Origin of the sequence: Schaalia sp. Marseille-Q2122 (genome assembly GCF_903645355.1) — a bacterium.
GTDB lineage: Bacteria > Actinomycetota > Actinomycetes > Actinomycetales > Actinomycetaceae > Pauljensenia.
Genome location: NZ_CAHJXR010000005.1, coordinates 207,376 through 227,126, shown reverse-complemented (window position 1 = coordinate 227,126; position 19,751 = coordinate 207,376). Strand labels below are relative to the sequence as shown.

Annotated in this window: 19 protein-coding genes; 12 read left to right on the top strand and 7 right to left on the bottom strand. The window is 60.8% G+C overall.

All coding sequences use genetic code 11. The features are described 5' to 3' along the window. Window positions 1-2 precede the first annotated feature (2 nt). From atpA to HWX48_RS07100, 12 genes are all read left to right on the top strand, one after another. A complete protein-coding gene (atpA, locus tag HWX48_RS07150) occupies window positions 3-1,637 on the top strand; it encodes a F0F1 ATP synthase subunit alpha (protein WP_175956043.1) in 1,635 nt (544 codons plus the stop codon). A gap of 3 nt (window positions 1,638-1,640) precedes the next feature. Further along, window positions 1,641-2,570, top strand: a complete 930-nt coding sequence (locus HWX48_RS07145; protein WP_175956042.1) for a F0F1 ATP synthase subunit gamma — start codon at window positions 1,641-1,643, stop codon at window positions 2,568-2,570. A gap of 27 nt (window positions 2,571-2,597) precedes the next feature. Then, the gene (gene atpD, locus HWX48_RS07140) at window positions 2,598-4,046 is read left to right on the top strand and encodes a F0F1 ATP synthase subunit beta (protein ID WP_175956040.1); all 1,449 of its coding nucleotides are present in this window, start codon (window positions 2,598-2,600) and stop codon (window positions 4,044-4,046) included. Further along, window positions 4,043-4,309 (top strand): F0F1 ATP synthase subunit epsilon, encoded by a 267-nt coding sequence (locus HWX48_RS07135; protein ID WP_175956282.1) that lies wholly within the window; start codon window positions 4,043-4,045, stop codon window positions 4,307-4,309. Before atpD ends, HWX48_RS07135 begins: the two co-directional genes overlap by 4 nt. A gap of 113 nt (window positions 4,310-4,422) precedes the next feature. Then, window positions 4,423-4,833 (top strand): DUF2550 family protein, encoded by a 411-nt coding sequence (locus tag HWX48_RS07130; protein WP_175956038.1) that lies wholly within the window; start codon window positions 4,423-4,425, stop codon window positions 4,831-4,833. A 28-nt stretch (window positions 4,834-4,861) separates the two neighbouring features. Further along, complete coding sequence (gene nucS, locus HWX48_RS07125) at window positions 4,862-5,563, top strand: endonuclease NucS (protein ID WP_175956035.1); 702 nt, start codon at window positions 4,862-4,864, stop codon at window positions 5,561-5,563. 16 nt (window positions 5,564-5,579) lie between these two features. Continuing rightward, the gene (locus tag HWX48_RS07120; protein ID WP_175956033.1) at window positions 5,580-6,779 is read left to right on the top strand and encodes a crosslink repair DNA glycosylase YcaQ family protein; all 1,200 of its coding nucleotides are present in this window, start codon (window positions 5,580-5,582) and stop codon (window positions 6,777-6,779) included. 59 nt (window positions 6,780-6,838) lie between these two features. Then, a complete protein-coding gene (locus HWX48_RS07115) occupies window positions 6,839-8,062 on the top strand; it encodes an N-acetylglucosamine-6-phosphate deacetylase (RefSeq protein WP_175956031.1) in 1,224 nt (407 codons plus the stop codon). 53 nt (window positions 8,063-8,115) lie between these two features. Next, on the top strand, window positions 8,116-8,358 hold the full coding sequence (locus tag HWX48_RS11240) for a hypothetical protein (RefSeq protein ID WP_254873017.1): 243 nt from the start codon (window positions 8,116-8,118) through the stop codon (window positions 8,356-8,358). Window positions 8,359-8,501: 143 nt separating this feature from the next. After that, window positions 8,502-10,313 carry a hypothetical protein gene (locus tag HWX48_RS07110; RefSeq protein WP_175956023.1) on the top strand — a complete coding sequence of 604 codons (1,812 nt, stop codon included), beginning with the start codon at window positions 8,502-8,504 and terminating at the stop codon, window positions 10,311-10,313. Then, the gene (locus HWX48_RS07105; RefSeq protein ID WP_175956021.1) at window positions 10,310-11,323 is read left to right on the top strand and encodes a hypothetical protein; all 1,014 of its coding nucleotides are present in this window, start codon (window positions 10,310-10,312) and stop codon (window positions 11,321-11,323) included. Before HWX48_RS07110 ends, HWX48_RS07105 begins: the two co-directional genes overlap by 4 nt. Before the next feature lie 8 nt (window positions 11,324-11,331). Next, window positions 11,332-12,303: a tetratricopeptide repeat protein gene (locus HWX48_RS07100; protein ID WP_254873007.1), complete on the top strand. Its 972-nt coding sequence runs from the start codon at window positions 11,332-11,334 to the stop codon at window positions 12,301-12,303. Between the two features lie 4 nt (window positions 12,304-12,307). Here HWX48_RS07100 and HWX48_RS07095 read toward each other — a convergent pair whose 3' ends face one another. The 7 genes from HWX48_RS07095 to glgB form a co-directional block, all read right to left on the bottom strand. Beyond that, the gene (locus tag HWX48_RS07095; RefSeq protein WP_175956019.1) at window positions 12,308-13,111 is read right to left on the bottom strand and encodes a hypothetical protein; all 804 of its coding nucleotides are present in this window, start codon (window positions 13,109-13,111) and stop codon (window positions 12,308-12,310) included. Between the two features lie 29 nt (window positions 13,112-13,140). Continuing rightward, window positions 13,141-13,935, bottom strand: coding sequence for a hypothetical protein (locus HWX48_RS07090; RefSeq protein ID WP_175956017.1), 795 nt, complete (start codon window positions 13,933-13,935; stop codon window positions 13,141-13,143). A gap of 5 nt (window positions 13,936-13,940) precedes the next feature. Continuing rightward, window positions 13,941-15,044 carry a hypothetical protein gene (locus HWX48_RS07085; protein WP_175956016.1) on the bottom strand — a complete coding sequence of 368 codons (1,104 nt, stop codon included), beginning with the start codon at window positions 15,042-15,044 and terminating at the stop codon, window positions 13,941-13,943. Beyond that, entirely contained in the window at window positions 15,041-15,703 is a 663-nt protein-coding gene (locus tag HWX48_RS07080) for an ATP-binding cassette domain-containing protein (RefSeq protein ID WP_124871410.1), read from the bottom strand. Before HWX48_RS07080 ends, HWX48_RS07085 begins: the two co-directional genes overlap by 4 nt. Next, window positions 15,694-16,728, bottom strand: coding sequence for a hypothetical protein (locus HWX48_RS07075; protein WP_175956015.1), 1,035 nt, complete (start codon window positions 16,726-16,728; stop codon window positions 15,694-15,696). The genes HWX48_RS07080 and HWX48_RS07075 overlap by 10 nt, the downstream gene beginning before the upstream one ends. A 242-nt stretch (window positions 16,729-16,970) precedes the next feature. Continuing rightward, window positions 16,971-17,477 carry a YfbM family protein gene (locus HWX48_RS07070; RefSeq protein ID WP_175956014.1) on the bottom strand — a complete coding sequence of 169 codons (507 nt, stop codon included), beginning with the start codon at window positions 17,475-17,477 and terminating at the stop codon, window positions 16,971-16,973. An 88-nt stretch (window positions 17,478-17,565) separates the two neighbouring features. Further along, complete coding sequence (gene glgB, locus HWX48_RS07065; protein ID WP_175956013.1) at window positions 17,566-19,749, bottom strand: 1,4-alpha-glucan branching protein GlgB; 2,184 nt, start codon at window positions 19,747-19,749, stop codon at window positions 17,566-17,568. Window positions 19,750-19,751 lie beyond the last annotated feature (2 nt).

Below are 19,751 nucleotides of genomic sequence, written 5' to 3'. Positions count from 1 at the left end.
CAATGGCTGATCTTTCCATCAGTCCCGAGGAGATCCGGGCGGCGCTGGACTCCTTCGTGGACTCCTACCGTCCCTCTGAGGTTGCCACCGAAGAGGTCGGCTACGTCACCGAGACCGCCGACGGTATCGCCCGCGTTGAGGGACTTCCCGGCACTATGGCCAATGAGCTCCTGCGATTCGAGGATGGCACGCTGGGCGTGGCCATGAACCTCGATCAGCGTGAGATCGGCGCTGTGGTCCTGGGCGACTTCTCCAACATCGAAGAAGGTCAGATCGTTCATCGCACGGGTGAGGTCCTCTCCGTGCCCGTCGGCGATGGCTACCTCGGCCGCACCGTGGATCCCCTGGGTCGTCCCATTGACGGCCTGGGCGAGATCGCTGACCTTGATGGCCGTCGCGCTCTGGAACTCCAGGCCCCCGGCGTCATGATGCGTAAGTCGGTGCACGAGCCCCTCCAGACCGGCCTGAAGGCTATCGACTCGATGATCCCGATTGGCCGTGGCCAGCGTCAGCTCATCATCGGTGACCGCCAGACCGGCAAGACTGCCATCGCAATCGACACCATCCTCAACCAGCGTGAGAATTGGAAGTCGGGCGACCCCAGCAAGCAGGTGCGCTGCATCTACGTCGCTGTCGGTCAGAAGGGTTCGACCATCGCTTCGGTACGTTCCACCCTGGAAGATGCCGGTGCGATGGAGTACACGACCATCGTTGCCTCCCCGGCATCGGACCCCGCAGGCTACAAGTACATGGCCCCCTACACCGGTTCGGCCATCGGCCAGCACTGGATGTACCAGGGCAAGCACGTCCTCATTGTTTTTGATGACCTGTCCAAGCAGGCAGAAGCCTACCGTGCGGTGTCCCTGCTGCTGCGTCGTCCCCCGGGCCGTGAAGCCTACCCCGGCGACGTCTTCTACCTGCACTCGCGCCTGCTGGAGCGTTGCGCAAAGCTCTCCGATGACCTCGGGGCAGGTTCGATGACGGGCCTTCCCATCATTGAAACCAAGGCAAATGACGTGTCGGCCTACATTCCGACCAACGTGATTTCCATTACCGATGGTCAGATCTTCCTCCAGTCCGACCTCTTCAACTCCAACCAGCGTCCTGCTGTGGACGTCGGTATCTCGGTGTCCCGCGTTGGTGGCGACGCCCAGATCAAGGCTATGAAGAAGGTTGCTGGTACCCTCAAGCTCACCCTGGCTCAGTACCGCTCAATGGCAGCCTTTGCCATGTTTGCCTCTGACCTTGATGCTGTGACCCGTAGGCAGCTCATCCGTGGTGAGCGTCTGATGGAGCTGCTCAAGCAGCCTCAGAACTCCCCCTACGCTGTGGCCGACCAGGTCGCTTCCATCTGGGCGGGCACCAACGGTTACCTTGATGATCTTGAGGTTGCCGACGTGCTGCCCTTCGAAGAGCGTCTCCTGGACCACCTGCGTCAGAACTCCTCGGTCCTGACCACCATCACCGAGACCGGCCTGCTCAGCGATGAAACCGAAGCTGAACTCAAGGCTGCTGTTGAAGAGTTCCACACTCAGTGGGTCAGCGCCCGCGGCACCATGGAACTGGATGATGCCGAGGTCGAGGCCGAGCAGTCCCGCGAAGAGATCACCGTTCGTCGCGCTGGCGGAAAGGCCTGACGCATGGGTGGTCAGCAGAGGATCTATAAGCAGCGGATCGCGTCCACGCGAACGCTGAGCAAGGTCTTCCGCGCGATGGAGATGATCGCAGCCTCTCGTATTGGCTCGGCTCGCCGCGCGGCGGCAGAGCTTGGACCCTACGAAAAGGCTTTGACCCAAGCAGTGGCGGCGGTGGCCGTCCACACGGACTTGGATCATCCGCTCACTGTTCATCGCGAGGACACCTCGCGCGTGGCTGTGCTTGTTGTGGCCGCAGACCGCGGCATGGCGGGTGCCTATTCGGCAACAATCCTGCGCGAAACGGAGCGTTTGATCTCCCGCCTGCGCACAGAAGGCAAGGAGCCCGTGCTCTACGCCTGCGGCCGACGCGCCCAGAGCTACTTCCGTTTCCGTGGCGTGCCCATTGAGCGCGCCTGGGAAGGGGAGTCGGATTCGCCGACGGTCACAACCAGTCGAGAGATCGCCGCAGAACTACTCGAACGCTTCCTGGATAAGGATCCAGCGACGGCAGTGTCTGAGGTACACCTCGTCTACACGCGCTTCAAGTCGATGATGAGTCAGGTCCCTGACGTGCGTCAGATGATGCCCTTGACCATCGTTGACACTCCTATCTCGGATGAGGAACGCGGAGGTGAGATGGGGTGGACTGACAACCCCGACCTGACCTTCCCCGAATACGAGTTCATTCCTTCGGCGGAGGCCGTTCTGGATGGTTTGCTTCCCCTCTACATGGAGAGCCGCATCCATAACGTCCTTTTGCAGGCGGCAGCCTCCGAGCTGGCTTCGCGTCAGCGCGCAATGCGCACCGCCGTCGACAATGCCGAAGAGCTCATCACTAAGTACACGCGCCTGGCCAACTCGGCCCGTCAGGCGGAGATCACGCAAGAAATTAGCGAGATCGTTGGCGGGGCCGACGCACTGGTTCAGGGCTGAGTGCCCATGGAAGCGGAGAAGAACACCATGACAGAAACAGTCACCGGCGGCGAGGGCCGCGTCGCGCGAGTCGTTGGACCCGTCGTCGACGTTGAGTTCCCGCCCGACCGCATCCCGCCTCTTTACAACGCCCTCCACGTGGACGTGGATCTGGCGGGACAGGGCGAGGACGAGGGCACCTTCACCATGACCCTCGAGGTCGCTCAGCACCTGGGCGATAACCTCGTTCGTACCATCGCTCTCAAGCCCACCGACGGCCTCGTCCGTGGCGCGAAGGTGACCGACACCGGCAGCCCCATCACGGTGCCCGTCGGTGACGTCACCAAGGGCCACGTCTTCAACGTGACCGGTGAGCCCCTCAACCTCAAGCCGGGTGAAACCCTTGAGGTGACTGAGCGTTGGCCCATCCACCGTGAGCCCCCGGCCTTCGATCAGCTCGAAGCCCGCACCAAGATGTTCGAAACGGGCATCAAGGTCATTGACCTTCTCACCCCCTACGTGCAGGGTGGCAAGATTGGCCTCTTCGGTGGTGCAGGCGTGGGTAAGACCGTTCTTATCCAGGAAATGATCCAGCGTGTGGCCCAGGACCACGGTGGTGTGTCCGTTTTCGCTGGCGTCGGTGAGCGTACCCGTGAGGGTAACGACCTCATCCACGAAATGGAAGACGCTGGCGTGTTCGATAAGACCGCCCTCGTCTTCGGCCAGATGGATGAGCCGCCGGGCACCCGTCTGCGCATCGCCCTGACCGGCCTGACCATGGCCGAGTACTTCCGCGATGTTCAGCATCAGGACGTGCTCTTGTTCATCGACAATATCTTCCGTTTCACCCAGGCGGGTTCTGAGGTGTCGACCCTGCTGGGCCGTATGCCCTCGGCCGTGGGCTACCAGCCCAACCTGGCTGATGAAATGGGTCAGCTGCAGGAACGTATTACCTCTGCAGGTGGTCACTCCATCACCTCGCTGCAGGCGATCTACGTTCCCGCTGACGACTACACCGACCCCGCTCCGGCAACGACCTTCGCCCACCTGGATGCGACCACGGAGCTGTCTCGTGAAATCGCTTCGCGTGGCCTCTACCCGGCCGTTGACCCGCTGGCCTCCACCAGCCGCATCCTCGATCCGGCAATCGTGGGCCGCGAGCACTACGACGTGGCAACCCACGTCAAGGCGATCCTGCAGAAGAACAAGGAACTGCAGGACATCATCGCCATCCTCGGTGTCGATGAACTCTCCGAAGAGGACAAGATCACCGTTGCGCGCGCACGCCGCATCGAGCAGTTCCTCTCTCAGAACACCTACATGGCTGAGAAGTTCACCGGCGTTGAAGGCTCGACCGTTCCCCTGTCGGAGACCATTGAGGCCTTCAAGCGCATCGCTGAGGGCTACTACGACAAGGTGCCCGAGCAGGCCTTCTACAATATTGGTGGCATCGAGCACCTTGAGCGCCGTTGGCACGAGATTGAGAAGGACGCCTGATGGCTGGGGTTCTTCAGGTCGAGGTCGTCTCCGCCGAGGGGCGTCTGTGGACGGGCACATGCTCGCAAGTCCAGGTGCCGATTCTCGATGGCTCCTTGGGTATCTTGCCGCGCCGTCAGCCCCTGCTGGCTGCTCTGGGCACCGGACAGATTACCCTGAGCACCACTGACGGTGAGAAGCGCTATTTCACTGTCGACGGAGGCTTTGTCTCCGTGGACTCTGACTTCGTCACCGTGGTGGCGAACAGCGGTTCCGAATCCTGAAAAATGAAGGGTGGTTGGTCCTGACGAAAGGGCCAACCACCCTTCATTTATACTCGCATCACGATATTTTTTGGCCTCCCCCAAAGGCGGGGCCCGATACGAAAGGAACTGTCATGACACCTATGGGCATTATTGGGTGGGTACTCGCGGTACTGGGTGTGCTGGCAGTCCTGGCTTTGGTGTTTATTAATGTGCGTGCCCAGCGCCTCAACCGCACGGTGGGCTCATTTTCTTGTGCCCTGCAGGTGGGTGAGGAAGGTAAATGGTATGCGGGCGTTGGGCATTACGGGGCCGATCATCTGACGTGGTATCGCCTGGTGTCTATGTCGAATCGTCCCTATTTGAGGCTGGCCCGTCGCACGCTTGAGCTCTCTCCTGCTCGCCCTCATGGCACGGTGGAGGGCATGCTTGAGGTCACAATCACCTCTGGCGATGAGCAGTGGGATTTAGCCGTTGATCCGCAGACTTTCAACGGTTTGGTCTCCTGGGTGGAGTCCGGCGCGCCTCACCACACTGCCTTCTAAGTGCCGCTCATACGGTAGGCTCACCTGCGTGCGTGTTGTCTTTACTCGGTGCACCGTTGATTATTCCGGTCGCCTCACAGCTCATCTTGATCCCGCCCTGCGCGTCATCATGCTCAAGGGTGACGGCTCAGTGCTCATCCACTCTGAGGGCGGCTCCTACAAGCCCCTGAACTGGATGACTGCTCCCTGTACCGTCACTGTTTCTGAGCCCTCGGACGAGGACCACCTGGGTGAAGATACCCATGAAGTGTGGACTGTTCAGGCGGCCAAGAGCGATGACAAGCTCATTATTCGTATTCATGAGATCCTCCACGACGTCACTGAGGATCTGGGCATTGACCCGGGCCTGGTCAAGGACGGCGTGGAGGCACACTTGCAGCACCTGCTCTCCGAGCAGGTTGCCACCCTGCTCGGGCGGGGCTGGGAGCTGGTGCGACGCGAGTACCCGACCGCGATTGGCCCTGTTGATCTGCTCGTGCGGGACGCCGAGGGCGTGCATGTGGCCATTGAGGTCAAGCGACGCGGCGGTATTGATGGCGTCGAGCAGCTGACCCGCTACCTGGCCCTTCTCTCACGTGACCCTCTCCTTGAGGGGGTTCGTGGTATCTTCGCAGCTCAGGAGATTACGAAGCAGGCGCGAACCTTGGCTGAGGATCGCGGCATTGAATGCCTGGTGTTGGACTATGACGCCATGCGAGGCGTGGACGACGTTGAGTCGCGCCTCTTCTAAGTCCTTGGGGGCCAGTATGCCTAATGATTTTTCCTTGCTGCGCATGTGCTCGCTGGGCCTGGTTGAGGCCACGCGAGGTGACACGCCCGCCCAGGTTGTCCAGGCCACGCTAGCGATGCAGGGCCAGCAGGTTTCGGCCCTCCCTCACGCAATCACCGCGCGTCTGCGCAGCGGGGGAGGGGCCAGCGTGTGGCAGGCTTTTGCCGAGCAGCAGATCCTGCGTTCGTGGCCGATGCGCGGCACGGTGCATATTTCCACCCGGGAGGATCACCACTGGCTGCGTGCCGCCCTCGCGCACCGCTACGGCCCATCCCGCTTCACTGACGCTGAGTTGGCGCGCAGTGCCGAGGTCGCCGGCGAGGTGATCGCGCGCACCGGTGGGGCAACACGCGCGCAACTGCGTCGAGCCTGGGAAGAGGATGGGTTGATTGATCCTGACTCTGAGGAGGCTCAGGCTCGCAGGCGAGCTTTCCTCCTGCGCCTGCATATCGAAGGCCGTGCTGTGGGCGCCCAGCAGGTTGGGGGAGAGCACCTCATTGTTGACGCCTCGGGCTTGCCGGATGCCGATTCGAGTCCTGCAGGCGTGGGCGTGGCTTTTGGTCAGCCCAATCATGAAGTGGCTCTTGCGCAGATTGCTGCGCGTTATGCCTGGGGGCATGGGCCTGTGAGCGTTGCGGACCTGGCACGGTGGACGGGACTGAGCTTGAGCGTGAGTGCGCGTGCCCTGCTGGCGGCGGTGGAGGCCTCGGCCTCGTCGGGCGGTGGGAGCGCACCGACGTTTGTGCCCGGCCCGCTGGTGTGGGTGCGCGCGTTGTACGAGGGCGAGGCCGAAGTGGGCGTTGAGGTCTGCGAGCCTCTTTTAGCGCGTCCTGGGGGCGTGAGTATGCCGGGCTACTATGTGATGCGCGCTGACCTGCTCGATATCCTCAGCGCGAATCGGCAGGAGGCGGAGGCATTGCACTACCTGCCGTCTTTTGATGAACTCCATGTGGGATTCAAGAATCGTCTGAGTTTGACGGACGCGGCTGGGGAGAAGCTTATCTGCCCGACGAATAATGGCCTTTTCCGTCCCCTGTGCGTTGAGGGAGGGCGTGTCATCGCCGTCAACCCGGTGAATAAGGGGTTGTTGTGGGCTGATGGAGTGCGGGTGACGGAGGCGCTGGAGGCGCGAGTGCGTGAGGCGATTGAGGTTGCTCGCCTGCGCGTGGCCGAGTAGCGACAAGTATGCGGGCAGGGCGCCTTGGGATACGGGGCCAAAAGTGGGAAGATGGGAACATGTCAGACAACATGCTGGTCCTTCGAGGACGTGTGATCCTGCCCGAAACCGTCTGCGATGACGGAGTGATCCTCTGTGCTGGCGACACCATCACCGCCGTGGGTGATCGTGACATCGTCATGGCTGAGCATCCCGAATACGCCGACCTCCTCAAGGATGCTCCCCACACTGGCCTGACGTATATGCCGGGCCTTGTTGACGTGCATTGTCACGGCGGCGGTGGCGAATCCTTCCCCAATGCCACTACCCGTGAACAGGCCATGGTCGCTATTGAGGAGCATCGCGCTCATGGGACGACGACTCTTGTGGCATCGACGGTGACGGCAGCCCCCGAGGTGCTCATTGAGCGCGCGACCCTGCTGGGCGCCCTGACTGACGAGGGCGAACTGGCGGGCATCCACTTTGAGGGCCCCTTCGTGTCGCATGAGCGTAAGGGCGCTCAGGATGGCACCTACATTATTGATCCTGATCCGCAGCTCACTGCGCGCCTCATTGAAGCGAGTAATGGCAATACGGTGACGATGACTCTCGCGCCCGAAAAGCCGGGCATGATTGGTGAGGGGTCCGTGGTAGAAGTGCTCATTGAAGGTGGCGCACTGCCTTCCTGGGGGCACACGGACGCTGATCCGGCGGCTGCGAAGCTCGCTTTGGAGTATTCCCGTGAGGTCCTGGATCGCACTGCGCAGCGTCGCTCGGATCGCGCGACTGTGACGCACCTCTTTAACGGGATGCGTCCCTTACATCATCGTGATCCCGGTCCGATTGCGGAGTTCCTTGCTGATTCTTCCCAGGGGGGTGCCGTGGTGGAGATGATCTGCGATGGTATTCACCTGGATCCTGCGATCGTGCGTGAGGTGTACACGATTCTTGGGCGTGAGCAGTGTGTCTTTGTCACCGATGCGATGGCTGCTGCGGGTATGGCCGATGGTGAGTACCAGTTGGGCCCGCAGAAGGTGCGCGTGGAAGCAGGCGTTGCGCGGCTGGCTGAAGGCGACTCGATTGCTGGCGGAACCGCGCACCTGATGGATTGTGTGCGTGTTGCTGTGACGCAGGCGCAGATTCCCCTGGTCGATGCGGTATATATGGCGACTGCGACGGGTGCGGCGATCCTGGGTGACTCCACTGTGGGGCGTCTTGAGGCTGGCTGCTCGGCTGATGTTGTTGCTGTTGATGAGGATCTGGCTGTGGTGTCGGTGTGGCGTCGCGGTGAACAGGTGCGCTGATGGGGCGTCGTTCCTCGAAACGTCCGTGGGGACAGGAGCATCGCCCTCTTGATATGGGGCGCTTGGCTTCTGTTCCGCGGACAGAGAGCGGTCCTGGAGGTGAGCCCTACCAGGTGCGCCGGGTGCGTGGAGGAACGAAGGATTACGTGTGTCCAGGCTGTTTGCATACGGTGGCGGCCGGGGTGGCGCATGTCGTTGCCTGGCCTGAGGAGGCTCCTTTTGGGATGCCTCAGGGTTTGGAGGGGCGTCGACACTGGCATTCAGATTGTTGGGACAGAAGATTGAGGCCCCGTTAGCCCTGAAACACTAGAATTACATGAGTAATACTGCGTTTTCGGTGAGTTTTTTCTAATAGGGCGCTCTCATTCTGACAGCATTGCCACATTTACCGTATCGTTGTAAGGATCGCTAGCAACAGCCGTCACAAGGAGCATGACTTATGGAACGCCTTCAACAATTTGCTGCAGCGCTGGTTGCTGCAGCGCTGGCTGTCCTCAGCATGATTGTGGGCATTTTGGGACTGACAGTGTGGAAGCCTGCACAGGAAGTGGTCGCTTCGGTGACTCCCTCGCAGCCTTTCGTCATGACGCGTGATGGCGTCCTGCCGCTGTTTGGCGAGAACGTCAGGGTCACTGCTTCTGCTGCGCAGGACGAGGATGTCGCCCTCGTGGTGGGTACTCCGGCAGACATTATGGGCTGGATTGGTACCTCTGCATACACCGAGATTATTGGTGTGGAGGGCGGCTTGACGATGCTCAAGACCACTGAGCATGATTCCGCGAGTGCCCAGGCTGCTCAAAGCGCGCAGGGGACCCAAAGTGGCACACAAGCGCAGAGCGGCACGCAGGCCCAGAGCGGCGCTCAGGTGCAGAGCGGCGCGACGACTGCCCCTGCTGCAGCTGATGCAGCGCAGTCTGGCCAGAGCGTGGTCCGTGAGCTCGTCTCCAATGACATGTGGCTGCGGGAAGTTAGCGGTAAGGGCTCAGTATCCTTGGATCTGAGGGATGTCGCATCGGGGCAGGCGATTATGGCAGCTACCGAGTCGGGTACTGTCGCTCCGACGATTACCCTCACCTGGGGTGTGAAGAAGGCAAACGTTGTTGCCCTCTTTGCATGGGGGATGGCGATCCTTTTCGCAGCTGCTGCTGTGTTCTTGGCCTACCGCCAGTGGCGTCTGCAGAATGCTCGCCTTGAGCGCGCAGAACGCATTGCTGCTCGTGAGAGTGCCGATATTACGGACACTCAGGCGATCTCTTTGGAAGAGATCGCTGACTATGCGGCTTCTGTGGAGGGCCAGGACGCTGAGAGTGGCGTTTCCTCCACAGATGTGGAGGAAACGCCAGGCGATGCTGCTGAAGAAACCGCACCTGACGAGGCTGAATTGGCAGAAGCGGATGTGGAGAAGGCAGACCAGGGCGCGTTCTCTAGTGAGGCAACGCCCGAGGTGGAGGCCCCTGCACAGCCCCTTATGTCCGATGAGGGGGCTGCTAGCGGAGACGCTGGGCATACTGACGCTGGGGATTTCGCTTCCCTTGAGGAGGCACCTGCAGCGTCCCCCGGTGAGGAGGTTCGGAACGAGGATCTGCCTTCACCGGTAGAGCACACCATTGGGGTCTTCTCCACTGCCCCCGATGAAGGGTGGGCTCACCCTGAGACCTCCGATGAGCACGCCCCGGAGCATACCACCGCTCACGACGAGGCGAGCTACCTGCAGGGATACGCGCAGATGGTGGATTCCCAGGTGGAGGATGCTCACGACCTTCACGAATCCGAGTATGACGGTGAGATGGAGGTCAGTGACGATACTGCCGACGTGCCGGTCATGTCGCCGCAGGACGCTCCGAAGGCGCCAGCTGAACCTGAGCCTCGAGTATTGACCATTGGCCGTCATGCCGCCAATGGCGGGCCCATTGAGATCGACCCGCCCGAGACTGTCCCCACGGATACGGGAACTATCGACCTGTCGTCGATCCGACCGGGGGCAGCAATCCTTCCCTCGCGTCGGGCCCTGCGCGAAGCACGCGAGCGAGGCTTGGAACGCCTGGTCATCGATGGCCGCGAATTCGACACGGGCCTGTTGCCCGTGGTGACCCGCCAGGAGGATAGTCCTCGCACTGACAGCGCCGCCCCGGCGGCGGAAGAGGATTCCTCGAAGGAACATGAAGACGATTCCTCCTCCCACGGTGGGGGATGGAGCTCCTTGATGTCCTCGTGGATGAAGCGTGGTACCACCTCGAAGGAGGACCAATGACGAACGCACGACCTCTGAGCGCCCTGCTTGCTCTGGCGCTCCTCGCCTCGGGATCATTGGCAGCCTGCTCGGGCGACGTGGTGGTTGATTCCCCCACCCAATCCGAGAGCCAGAGCGGCACGCCTAACCTTGATGCGGAACGCATCGATGCGATGTTGCGCGAGGCTCAAGAAACCATTGATGAGGCGGATAAGGCGGGCAAGGCCGAGCTTCTGACCGAACGCGTGAGCGATCCTGCGCTGAAGATGCGCGCAGCTCAGTACACCCTGGCCTCCAAGACGGGTGCTGCTGTTCCTCATCTGGATCTGACTCCGCAGCTTTTGACGGTGACAAATTCGGCTGAATGGCCGCGTGTCGTTGTCGATATTTCGAAGGCAGAAAGTGGTGCCCTTCCGGCAGCCTATGTTTTCGTTCAAGAGGATGCGCGTTCTGGCTACAAGCTCCAGAACTGGACGCGACTGCTTGGCGGCACGAAGATTTCAACACTGTCTGTCCAAGAGGGCTCCCCTTATCTTGCTCCCGATGCAGCGGGGTTTGTTGTGACTCCGAAGGATGCGATTGCCAAGTACGCCGAGGTGTTGAACTCGGGTACGGCTGGCTCGGATCTGTTCACTGCTGATGAGTTCACTCAAAACAGCTACCTCAAAACAGTGAAGGACCTTAATGAGGCAGTGTCCTCTGCTGGTACGGTAACAGCGAAGGCTCAGACAGGTGATTTCCCTGTGACCGGTGTTCTCCTGCAGGATGGGTCAGCGCTTGTATCGGGTACTGTGACCTACTCTCACACGTACGATCGCACGATTGCCCGTTCAAAGATGCAGTTGGGTGGTTCTCCTGCAGCTTTGGCAGGGGATGCCAATGTCGTGGGTAAGGTAACGGTCAACTACTTGCTGAATGTGTTGATCCGTGTTCCTGTGGAGGGATCGAACGATAAGGCCAGTGTTATTGGCGTAGAGCGGGCCATTGAATCCGTGACCCGTGATGACGCCGCGAAGCCTGAAGGAGAGTGACCCTGACGATGACGCAGCCAATGGGAGCCTCTGAGCCTCAGACGCCCTCAGCCCCGGCAGATTCTCACGGGGCGATTGATTTGGCGGCGCATGCTGCCCAGGGAAGCCCTGTGGGAGTTCCTTCTGAGGGGCAGGCGCCGGTGGGTGATGCCACTCAACGCGAGGATGTGGTGAGTGTTCGTCTGGACGTGCCGCTCATTACCCAAGCTGATGAGTCCACTTTTGAGCTGGTCATGTCGACCTCGCGGGCAGTGCCGGTGGTCATTGTGCTGTGGGCGCAGGCCTCTTTGGAGTCACGCAGCACTGTCACGATGATGGAAGATGTTGCCCGCCGGTTCGCGGGTCGCTTCCAGCTTGTGGAGATTGACGCTGCCGCATCGCCTGCGATTGCTCAGGCTTTCCAGATTCAGGCTCTGCCGACGGTGGTTGCTGTTATTGGCGGTCGTCCTGTGCCCCTTTTCCAGGGGTCTGCTGCGGCTGAGCAGGTTGTGCCGGTGATTGAGGACCTTCTGGCTGCTGCCGCGCAGATGGGTGTGACGGGCGGGGTGAAGGTGTCCGAAGCCGACACCGCTGCCCCGATCCCTGAGGAACACCTGCCTGCTCTTGCCGCAGAGGAGGCCGGGGACCTGCTGGGCGCGATTGCCGCCTGGGAGAAGGTCATTGAGCACCACCCGAAGGATGAGGCAGCGAAGGCGGCTGTGGCTCGCGTGCGTCTGCTGGCGCGCCAGCAGGGCTTGTCTGACGAGGCCGGAGCCGTCGGCGAAGCCGGAGCAGAGGAAGCTGCCGCTCAGGCGGACGCCCTTTTTGCCGATGGGCAGCATGCCCAGGCTTTTGAGGTGCTCCTGGCTGCGATTGCCTCAACAGCGGGGGAGGAGCGTGACGCTGCACGACTGCGTCTCTTGGACTTGTTCCGTATTGCTGGGGCTACTGACGAGGTGCGCGCTGCCCGGCAGAAGCTTGCCACGCTGCTGATGATCTGAGGGATCAGTTCAGCGGATCGGATTGTCCGGCATCTTCGAAGGTGCTCTCTTCGGCCTCCGAGGGAGCGCCGATAGGGGGTAGTCCTTCCTCGCTGCGGCGAATCTCTTCGAGGTAGTCGGGTTCGGGCACGTCTTCGCGATTGAAGCTCGAATTGCGGCTACATTCCGAAAAAATCCACTCGGCCGTGACTGGATCACCGACGAAGGAATACGGCCTTGCACCCAGGATCTCGGTCTGCTCTTTGACCTGGTGGAAAAAGGTTTCTGTCTCTCGGTGATACTGCTCTGGCGAATACCCTGGTTCAACGATTCGGTTGCGCACAAAACAGGCAACAAGGATCTCGAAACGGTTGTAGTTCGAAGGATTTTCTCTGATGTCTCTGTAGAGGAACTCGATGGCGTGGTAGCCGGTTTGCTTCTGGCAGTTGCTCTCTGCGGCATCGTACACGGCCCGAGTGACAGTGGCATCGTTCCCACCGTCCCCAGTGAGACTTGCGGTGAAACCGCTGACACCATTGCCGATCATGCAGGCTGAATAGGCATCGAGCAGTTCGAGCATCTCCTGCTCGCTAATAATGTTGTCCTCAAGAATTTGCTGGGCTAGGGGTGAGGAGGCAGAATCACGGCGCGCCTGGTCAAACTCGGTGGCATACGCCTGGCCTGAGACCTCCGCCGTGACGCCGGTGTCCTGTGGGCCTATCGTGCAGCCTGTCAGGAGGATGCTACCCAGGCAGCCGCTGGCTAGCCAACGAATGGGCGTGCCAGCGCGCAGGTACTGGCCTGAACGCCCCGCATGAACCCGCTGCATGTCCCCGCTGTCCTTTCGCCATTGCGCGCCTATGACGCGGAGGACTGTCCTGTTCTGCCGGTGTTTTCCGTCGTTTCCCCATTGCGTTCACGGCGCATCATATCGACCCATGCGGGTTCGCTGACCGCCTGGCGGTCGAAACGATGATCGCGAGAACACTCGCCGTGGATCCATTCGGCTGTGGCTGGATCACCCAGGAAGGGGAATGACGGACCTCCAGCAACAACACTATCTTCGGTGATCGCCCGACCGAAGTCCTCAGCGACCTTGTCGTACTGTTCTGCGGTGAATCCAGGTTCAAGCACCTGATTGCGCGTGAGGCACTGAACGGTGAGCGCACTCCAATTGTAGTTCTCAGGATTAACGGTGATGCTCCGATAGAGGATGCTCACCTCGAAATAACCAGTTTTTGCGATGCAATTCTCTTGAGCGCGTTCATAGACCTCCCACGGCACCGAATCATCCCACTTCAGTGAATCCGGGTCCAGCCCCTCTTGGTAGCCTGTCACGCCATTGTCCTGCATGCAGGTCGACCACAGGTCCAACATACCGATCATCTCGGCTTCAGTGATGCGATTGTCAGCGAGGATCTCTTGTGCGAGGGGAGCGTTCGCTGTGCGTTGGCGCGCTTCTTCAAATTCGGCGGCGTAGAGCTCGGCGCTGCGAGCGGCTGAAGCGTCCTCATCCCCGCCGCTCATGGCCGCACACCCCGCACTGAAAGATATGAGGGGGATGAGGGCGGCGCAGGCGCCCCAACGCTTCCAAGAGCGTCGGTCAGCCTGGAGGGAAGGAGACAACGATGATGAATGCGCTGTGTGTGTCATAGGGCTCACCTATTCTTGAAGAAGGACAGGAGGTGCTTCTCGCGCACGCCAAGGGTGGCAAGGAAAGCGCCGATCAGGCACGAGGCCGCGCTGAGAAACAGGTAGAGAAGCACCATCATCCACATCTGACCTTGGTCAGCGGCAGGATTGCGCAAAACCATCCAGGTCATGACAGGCAGGGCCAGAATCTGTGTGGCCGTCACCCAGATGGCGCTCTCCCACATGAACTTCACGAGGATATCCGCGCGCGCCACACCAGCATGCAGATCTGAGGAGATCTCCAAGCGCCTGCGCCACACGCTGGCAGCACCAATGAGCACACCAAGCACCGCTACAAGCCACGGCGCATAAGCACTCAGACGATCGTGAAAGAGACCATTACCGTCAAAGGTAGCGCCCAAAGAAGAATTGAAGGGGTAGAGCTTGGGGCTCAGATGCGGAAGATTCTCGCCCGCCTCAACGCTTCCACGGATCATGGAATCGAGCGCAGGGTTCATCGGCCAAGTCTCCACCCAGCACTCATCGAAGCTCCCCCGGGGCGGCACCGGCAAAAAGAGGGAGTAGGCAAAACCGGGGCGGCGCCCGTCGGCCTCGTCCCACGGAAAGATCCCCATTGTCATCGTCTGCTGGCCGCCGAGGCTGAAGCGCTCGCCAGGGCTGAGCGCTAAGGTTTCGGCCACACTTTGGGACACGTAGGCTCCCACCTGCTCGGGCGCAATGTCAGTACCCGCGCGCTCCGTCACGGGGATACGAAGGATGCGCTCCACACCGGGGGTGGACTCGTAGGTACGGATCGAGGAGGAGGGCAGTGCGTCAGCGCTCACCTGCTTCTCGGGGGAACGCACGGCAACGACGGCATGAACGCCCGGCTGGCGTGAGAGCGCAAGGCAGGCGTGAGCATTGATCTTCCCCTTGGCCTCCATCACCATAATCGAGGCCATCGAGGAGCGGTAGTGCTCGGCCTGAGCATTAATCCTGCTCACCAAGAGCACGTCGGCAGCGGCCAGCCCCGTCAAGAGCACAGAGGCAACGAGCGTGAATATGACACTCCACGCAGTGCCGGTCGAGATATCGCGCCAGATTTCGCGGCGCAATGCGGAGGACTTCACGCTCCCACCTCCGCTGCTGTAATGCCCTCGTCATCATCGAAGGAGACGAAGTCGGCCAAATCAATGACCGAGGAACACTGATCGCGCACCGAGGGGTCGTGAGTGGCAATAATGACCGCCACGCCACGGCTTTGCAGGGCAGTCAAGGTTCCTGCGACCTGGTGTGCGGTGCGCTGGTCAAGCTGGGCAGTGGGCTCATCAACGAGGAGCACATCAGGAGCTGCAGCAAGAGCGCGAGCAAGCATGAGACGCTGGCCCTCACCGCCTGAGAGGGTAGCAAAAGGTCTGTCTGCGACATGGCTGAGCGCAAAGTCTTCCATGAGGGCCTGCGCGGCCTCCTGCGCTTGGGGAATAGTAAAACCGCGCGCAAAGAGAGGAACCATCACATGATCGATGGCGCTGCGGCGCGGCACGCCATGAGGATTCTGGAACACCCAGTTGAGTCTTGCCGGAGAGCCATCCGCGCGCGGGGCAATCTCCACTGCGCCCTCGGCAGCGCCAATCCACCCAGCAATAATGGCCAGCATCGTTGACTTCCCCGAACCCGACGGGCCAATCAACGCTGTCACGTCACCTGGCACGACCTGGGCGTTCACCGTGCGAAACAGCCACGGGCCACCGGGGAAACGGTGTCCAAGATCGCGCAGAATCACGGACATTTCAGGCCCTCCACCTGCAGGTCAACCTCGGTCAGAGGCTCGGCGGTGGTGATGAAACTTTGTCCCAGTTCAGAGGCAATGATCGTCACAGGTAGGATCTTTCCCCCACTGGAGACACATGCCGTCTCAGGCGTGACATCAAAGAGAGCCGCAGCAGGCACAGCCTGCACGTCAATGGGCTCAGCGAGCTTCCACGGTAAAGACAGCACCGCGTCCTCCTTGCCTTGCTGTTGCATCTGGCCAAAGGTGTAGGCCTCAGAAGCAACGATGGCCTGGAGGAGAGCTTGATCTTCGATAATGCCGGTGTCAGGAACGGGGTAGTCCTTGCCGCTGACTTTAAGGACGCGCGAGCCGTCAACAGCTCCCGGTGGCAGGGTAATGAAGCCGCTACTCGCCCCGCCTGTGAGCGTCACCAGCTCAGCGTTGGGTTCTAGCACGTCGCCCAGGTGTGCGTTGACAGCCTTAACGTTGACCTTCTGGGCAGGCAGCCAGAAGATAAGGTCGTGGGGGATCGAGGCGGGCACACCGCCATTACCGTCATCAATGTCGAGCAGGTCAGCTAGAGCATAACGTGTGCCCCAACTGCCGCGGCCGGTGACAGCAATGTCGTAACCAAGGTTAACGAGTTCGTTTTGAAGAGCTTCAATATCGGTGCCGACTGCCTCGTCATTGATTTCGCGATAGAGAGGCGTTGCAGTATGAAGAGCGATAATGCGATGACCGTCAAGGCTGAGCATAGGAGAGCCGGAGGTGAGCTCGCTACCAGGGGTAACATTCAGCGCTGTGACACGTCCGGCTCGTGGAGTAACGGCAGCATCGGCTTCTTTGATCTTGAGAGTGATAGTCACGGTGCGTTCATCAACGAAGGAGCGACTGCTCACAGCTGCTGAGGTAATGGAAGGGGGCGTGCTCAAGGAACTGGGAACTGGGGGAGCAAAGGTGAGGGCTCCGAGCGTGGCGCCCAGAGCGCCAACAATGAGGACCCCTGTCAGGCCAAGACCAATATGCCGAAGAGATAGTGCCATGGGGGTGCTCCTTCGCGTCCCGATGTGTCACAGTAAGCGGATATTCAAATATTACATACTTTTCCGTGGGGGGGGGGGAAGCCCTGACCAGCGTTGATAGGCAGCGAAGAGCGTTCACAGTAAACGCAACCCCAGCCCCTCATCGGACAGCGAGGCTGGGGCGCACTGAAAAGGTCTGAGGCTCTGCTTGGACCTGACGCCTAGCAGCCAGCGCTTACCAGCCAGTGCTTAGCAGATGGCACCTACCAGATGGTCACGAGGACATGCTGTCCCGAGGCCACCGCAGCCGTGTAGAACGCCCGCATGGCAGCAAGGCAACTCCTGATCTCCTCTTGGAGGTCATCCCACTCGTCCTCGTCATCCCACACATCGGGGTAGAGTTCAGCCTCTGCGCCCGCCCGCATCGAAAAGCCCGCCATCGCGGCCTCACAATCGAGCGCTTCAAGTGCAGCCGCAATATCGGGCACGCGGACGGCCTCGGTCAAGGCGGCATAATCGTCAATATCGAAGGCATCAACGCCGACGATCGACTCACTCAGCGCGTCATCCTCTGGTGGTTCATCAGAGGCAACGCCCGTCAGAATAAAGTGCAGGATGTCCCACATCTTGTCAATGTCGAGGCCCAGTTCAGATGCTTCAAGCAGCTGTTCAGCAAGCTCGCCAAAGGCTTCCTCGCCTTCTCCAGCGGCTTTGACCAGGGCGCGCGCCTCATCATCAGTGACCAGGCAATAATTTGCTCGTAAACCCATAGCCCCAAGAATAAGCGAGGGCGGGTACGTCCGCTCAGAATCGCACCCGCCCACGACGATCAGTCACCCGCCAAAAGAGCGAGGAACATTAGCCTCGCTTGGGACGCAGCCACACGGCGCCCAGCGGCGGTACGCGCAACTCCACCGAGTGAGCGCGCCCATTCCAGCCGATATGCTCGGCGTAGATGGTGCCCACATTGGTCACACCCGAACCACCAAAGGCCACATCGTCGGTGTTGAGGACTTCCTCCCACTCGCCCCCAAAGGGCAGGCCCACGCGGTAGCCCTCGTGGGGGTTGCCCGCAAAGTTTGCCACGCACACGAGCACATCCTGCTCGCCACCCTCCACTGCGCCCTTACGCAGGTAAGAGATGACATTGTGGTCCCCGTCAGAGGCATCAATCCACTCAAAGCCCGTGTAGTCGTCATCCCACAGGGCAGGAGAGGAGGTGTAGACCTTATTCAACGCAGCCACCAGGCGGTTCAGGCCCGCGTGATCGGGCTGGTCAAGCAGCCACCAGTCCAGGCCGTAGGCCTCCTGCCACTCCACCTCCTGAGCGATCTCCTGACCCATGAAGAGTAGCTGCTTGCCAGGGTGGGACCACTGGTAGGCAAAGAGGGCGCGCAAGCCAGCCATGCGCTGCCACTTATCGCCCGGCATCTTATTGATCAGCGAGCCCTTGCCGTGCACAACCTCGTCATGAGACAAGGGCAGGACGAAGTTCTCCGAGAAAGCGTAGACCAGCGAGAAGGTCAGCTCTCCATGATGCCAGCGACGATTCACCGGGTCTTCTTGCATGTAGCGCAGGGTGTCATTCATCCACCCCATATTCCACTTCATCCCAAAGCCCAGGCCGCCACCCGAGGTTGGTGCCGTGACGCCCGGCCATGCGGTGGATTCCTCCGCGATCATCATGATGCCAGGGTGGGCGCGGTAGGCGGTCGCGTTGGCTTCCTGGATGAACTCAATGGCTTCCAGATTCTCGCGTCCACCAAATTGGTTGGGGCGCCACTGGCCGTCATTACGCGAGTAGTCGAGGTAGAGCATTGAGGCCACCGCATCCACACGTAGGCCATCAATGTGGAACTCTTCCAGCCAGTACAGGGCATTGGCCACCAGGAAGTTACGCACCTCGCGCCGACCGAAGTTAAAGACATAGGTGCCCCAGTCAGGGTGCTCGCCGCGCAGCGGGTCCGGATCCTCATACAGGGCAGTGCCATCAAAACGAGCCAGCGCCCAATCGTCCTTGGGGAAGTGAGCGGGCACCCAGTCCAAGATGACGCCAATGCCCGCCTGGTGCAGGCGATCCACCAGGTAGCGGAAGTCATCAGGGGTGCCATAGCGTGAGGTTGGCGCATAGTAGGAGGTCACCTGGTAGCCCCAGGAACCACCGAAGGGGTGCTCGGCAACGGGCATGAACTCCACGTGCGTAAAGCCCATCTTCGTCACATAGGGCACCAGCTCGTCAGCGAGTTCGCGGTATCCCAGCCCCTGACGCCACGAGCCCACGTGAACCTCGTAGATCGACATCGGGCCCTCGTGGGGGTTGGTGGCTGCGCGCTTGGCCATCCACTCATCGTCTTCCCACTCATGGAAACGATCAGTGACCACCGAGGCCGTCGCCGGGGGAATCTCCGTGGCGCGAGCCATCGGGTCAGCCTTTTGGAACCAGTTACCGCCAGGCCCCTGGATCTCGAACTTATAGCGGGCACCCACCTTCACGCCCGGCACGAACAACTCCCACACGCCCGAAGCACCCAGGGAACGCATGGCGGTCGCGGTGCCATCCCAGAAGTTAAAGTCACCCACCACGCGCACAGCCCGCGCGTTGGGGGCCCACACGGCGAAGGCGACGCCCTCGACAGGCCCAAGCTCACCCTCGAAACGCATGATGCGCGCACCCAGGACCTTCCACAGGTCCTCGTGGCGGCCCTCAGAAATGAGGTAGGTGTCCATCTCACCCAGGGTGGGCAGGAAACGATAAGGGTCGTCCACCTCGGTGGTGTGATCCCCGTAGGTGACGCGCACGCGATAGTCGGGGATGACTGTCAGGGGCAGTACCGCCACCCACACACCCGAGCGCTCGTGAACGGCAGGGAAGGAACCCTCAGTGGTGACGATCTCGACGGCATCAGCCAGATGATGAACGCTGCGGATCGTGACGCTGTCTTCGCCCAGATGGGCGCCCAGCACGGCATGCGGCATGTAGTGGTGGCCTGCGGCAACGGCGTCAAGCAGGGACGTATCCACGGTAATTGGTGTCAGCTCCATCG

Coding starts and splice junctions, on each gene's coding strand:
- HWX48_RS11240 (WP_254873017.1), top strand. CDS start 8,116: ATGGGGCGCTTGGCTTCTGTTCCGCGGACAGAGAGCGGTCCTGGAGGT.
- glgB (WP_175956013.1), bottom strand. CDS start 19,749: ATGGAGCTGACACCAATTACCGTGGATACGTCCCTGCTTGACGCCGTT.
- HWX48_RS07100 (WP_254873007.1), top strand. CDS start 11,332: ATGACGCAGCCAATGGGAGCCTCTGAGCCTCAGACGCCCTCAGCCCCG.
- HWX48_RS07095 (WP_175956019.1), bottom strand. CDS start 13,111: ATGCAGCGGGTTCATGCGGGGCGTTCAGGCCAGTACCTGCGCGCTGGC.
- HWX48_RS07115 (WP_175956031.1), top strand. CDS start 6,839: ATGTCAGACAACATGCTGGTCCTTCGAGGACGTGTGATCCTGCCCGAA.
- HWX48_RS07130 (WP_175956038.1), top strand. CDS start 4,423: ATGACACCTATGGGCATTATTGGGTGGGTACTCGCGGTACTGGGTGTG.
- HWX48_RS07075 (WP_175956015.1), bottom strand. CDS start 16,728: ATGGCACTATCTCTTCGGCATATTGGTCTTGGCCTGACAGGGGTCCTC.
- HWX48_RS07090 (WP_175956017.1), bottom strand. CDS start 13,935: ATGACACACACAGCGCATTCATCATCGTTGTCTCCTTCCCTCCAGGCT.
- atpA (WP_175956043.1), top strand. CDS start 3: ATGGCTGATCTTTCCATCAGTCCCGAGGAGATCCGGGCGGCGCTGGAC.
- HWX48_RS07080 (WP_124871410.1), bottom strand. CDS start 15,703: ATGTCCGTGATTCTGCGCGATCTTGGACACCGTTTCCCCGGTGGCCCG.
- atpD (WP_175956040.1), top strand. CDS start 2,598: ATGACAGAAACAGTCACCGGCGGCGAGGGCCGCGTCGCGCGAGTCGTT.
- HWX48_RS07105 (WP_175956021.1), top strand. CDS start 10,310: ATGACGAACGCACGACCTCTGAGCGCCCTGCTTGCTCTGGCGCTCCTC.
- HWX48_RS07070 (WP_175956014.1), bottom strand. CDS start 17,477: ATGGGTTTACGAGCAAATTATTGCCTGGTCACTGATGATGAGGCGCGC.
- HWX48_RS07145 (WP_175956042.1), top strand. CDS start 1,641: ATGGGTGGTCAGCAGAGGATCTATAAGCAGCGGATCGCGTCCACGCGA.
- HWX48_RS07110 (WP_175956023.1), top strand. CDS start 8,502: ATGGAACGCCTTCAACAATTTGCTGCAGCGCTGGTTGCTGCAGCGCTG.
- HWX48_RS07120 (WP_175956033.1), top strand. CDS start 5,580: ATGCCTAATGATTTTTCCTTGCTGCGCATGTGCTCGCTGGGCCTGGTT.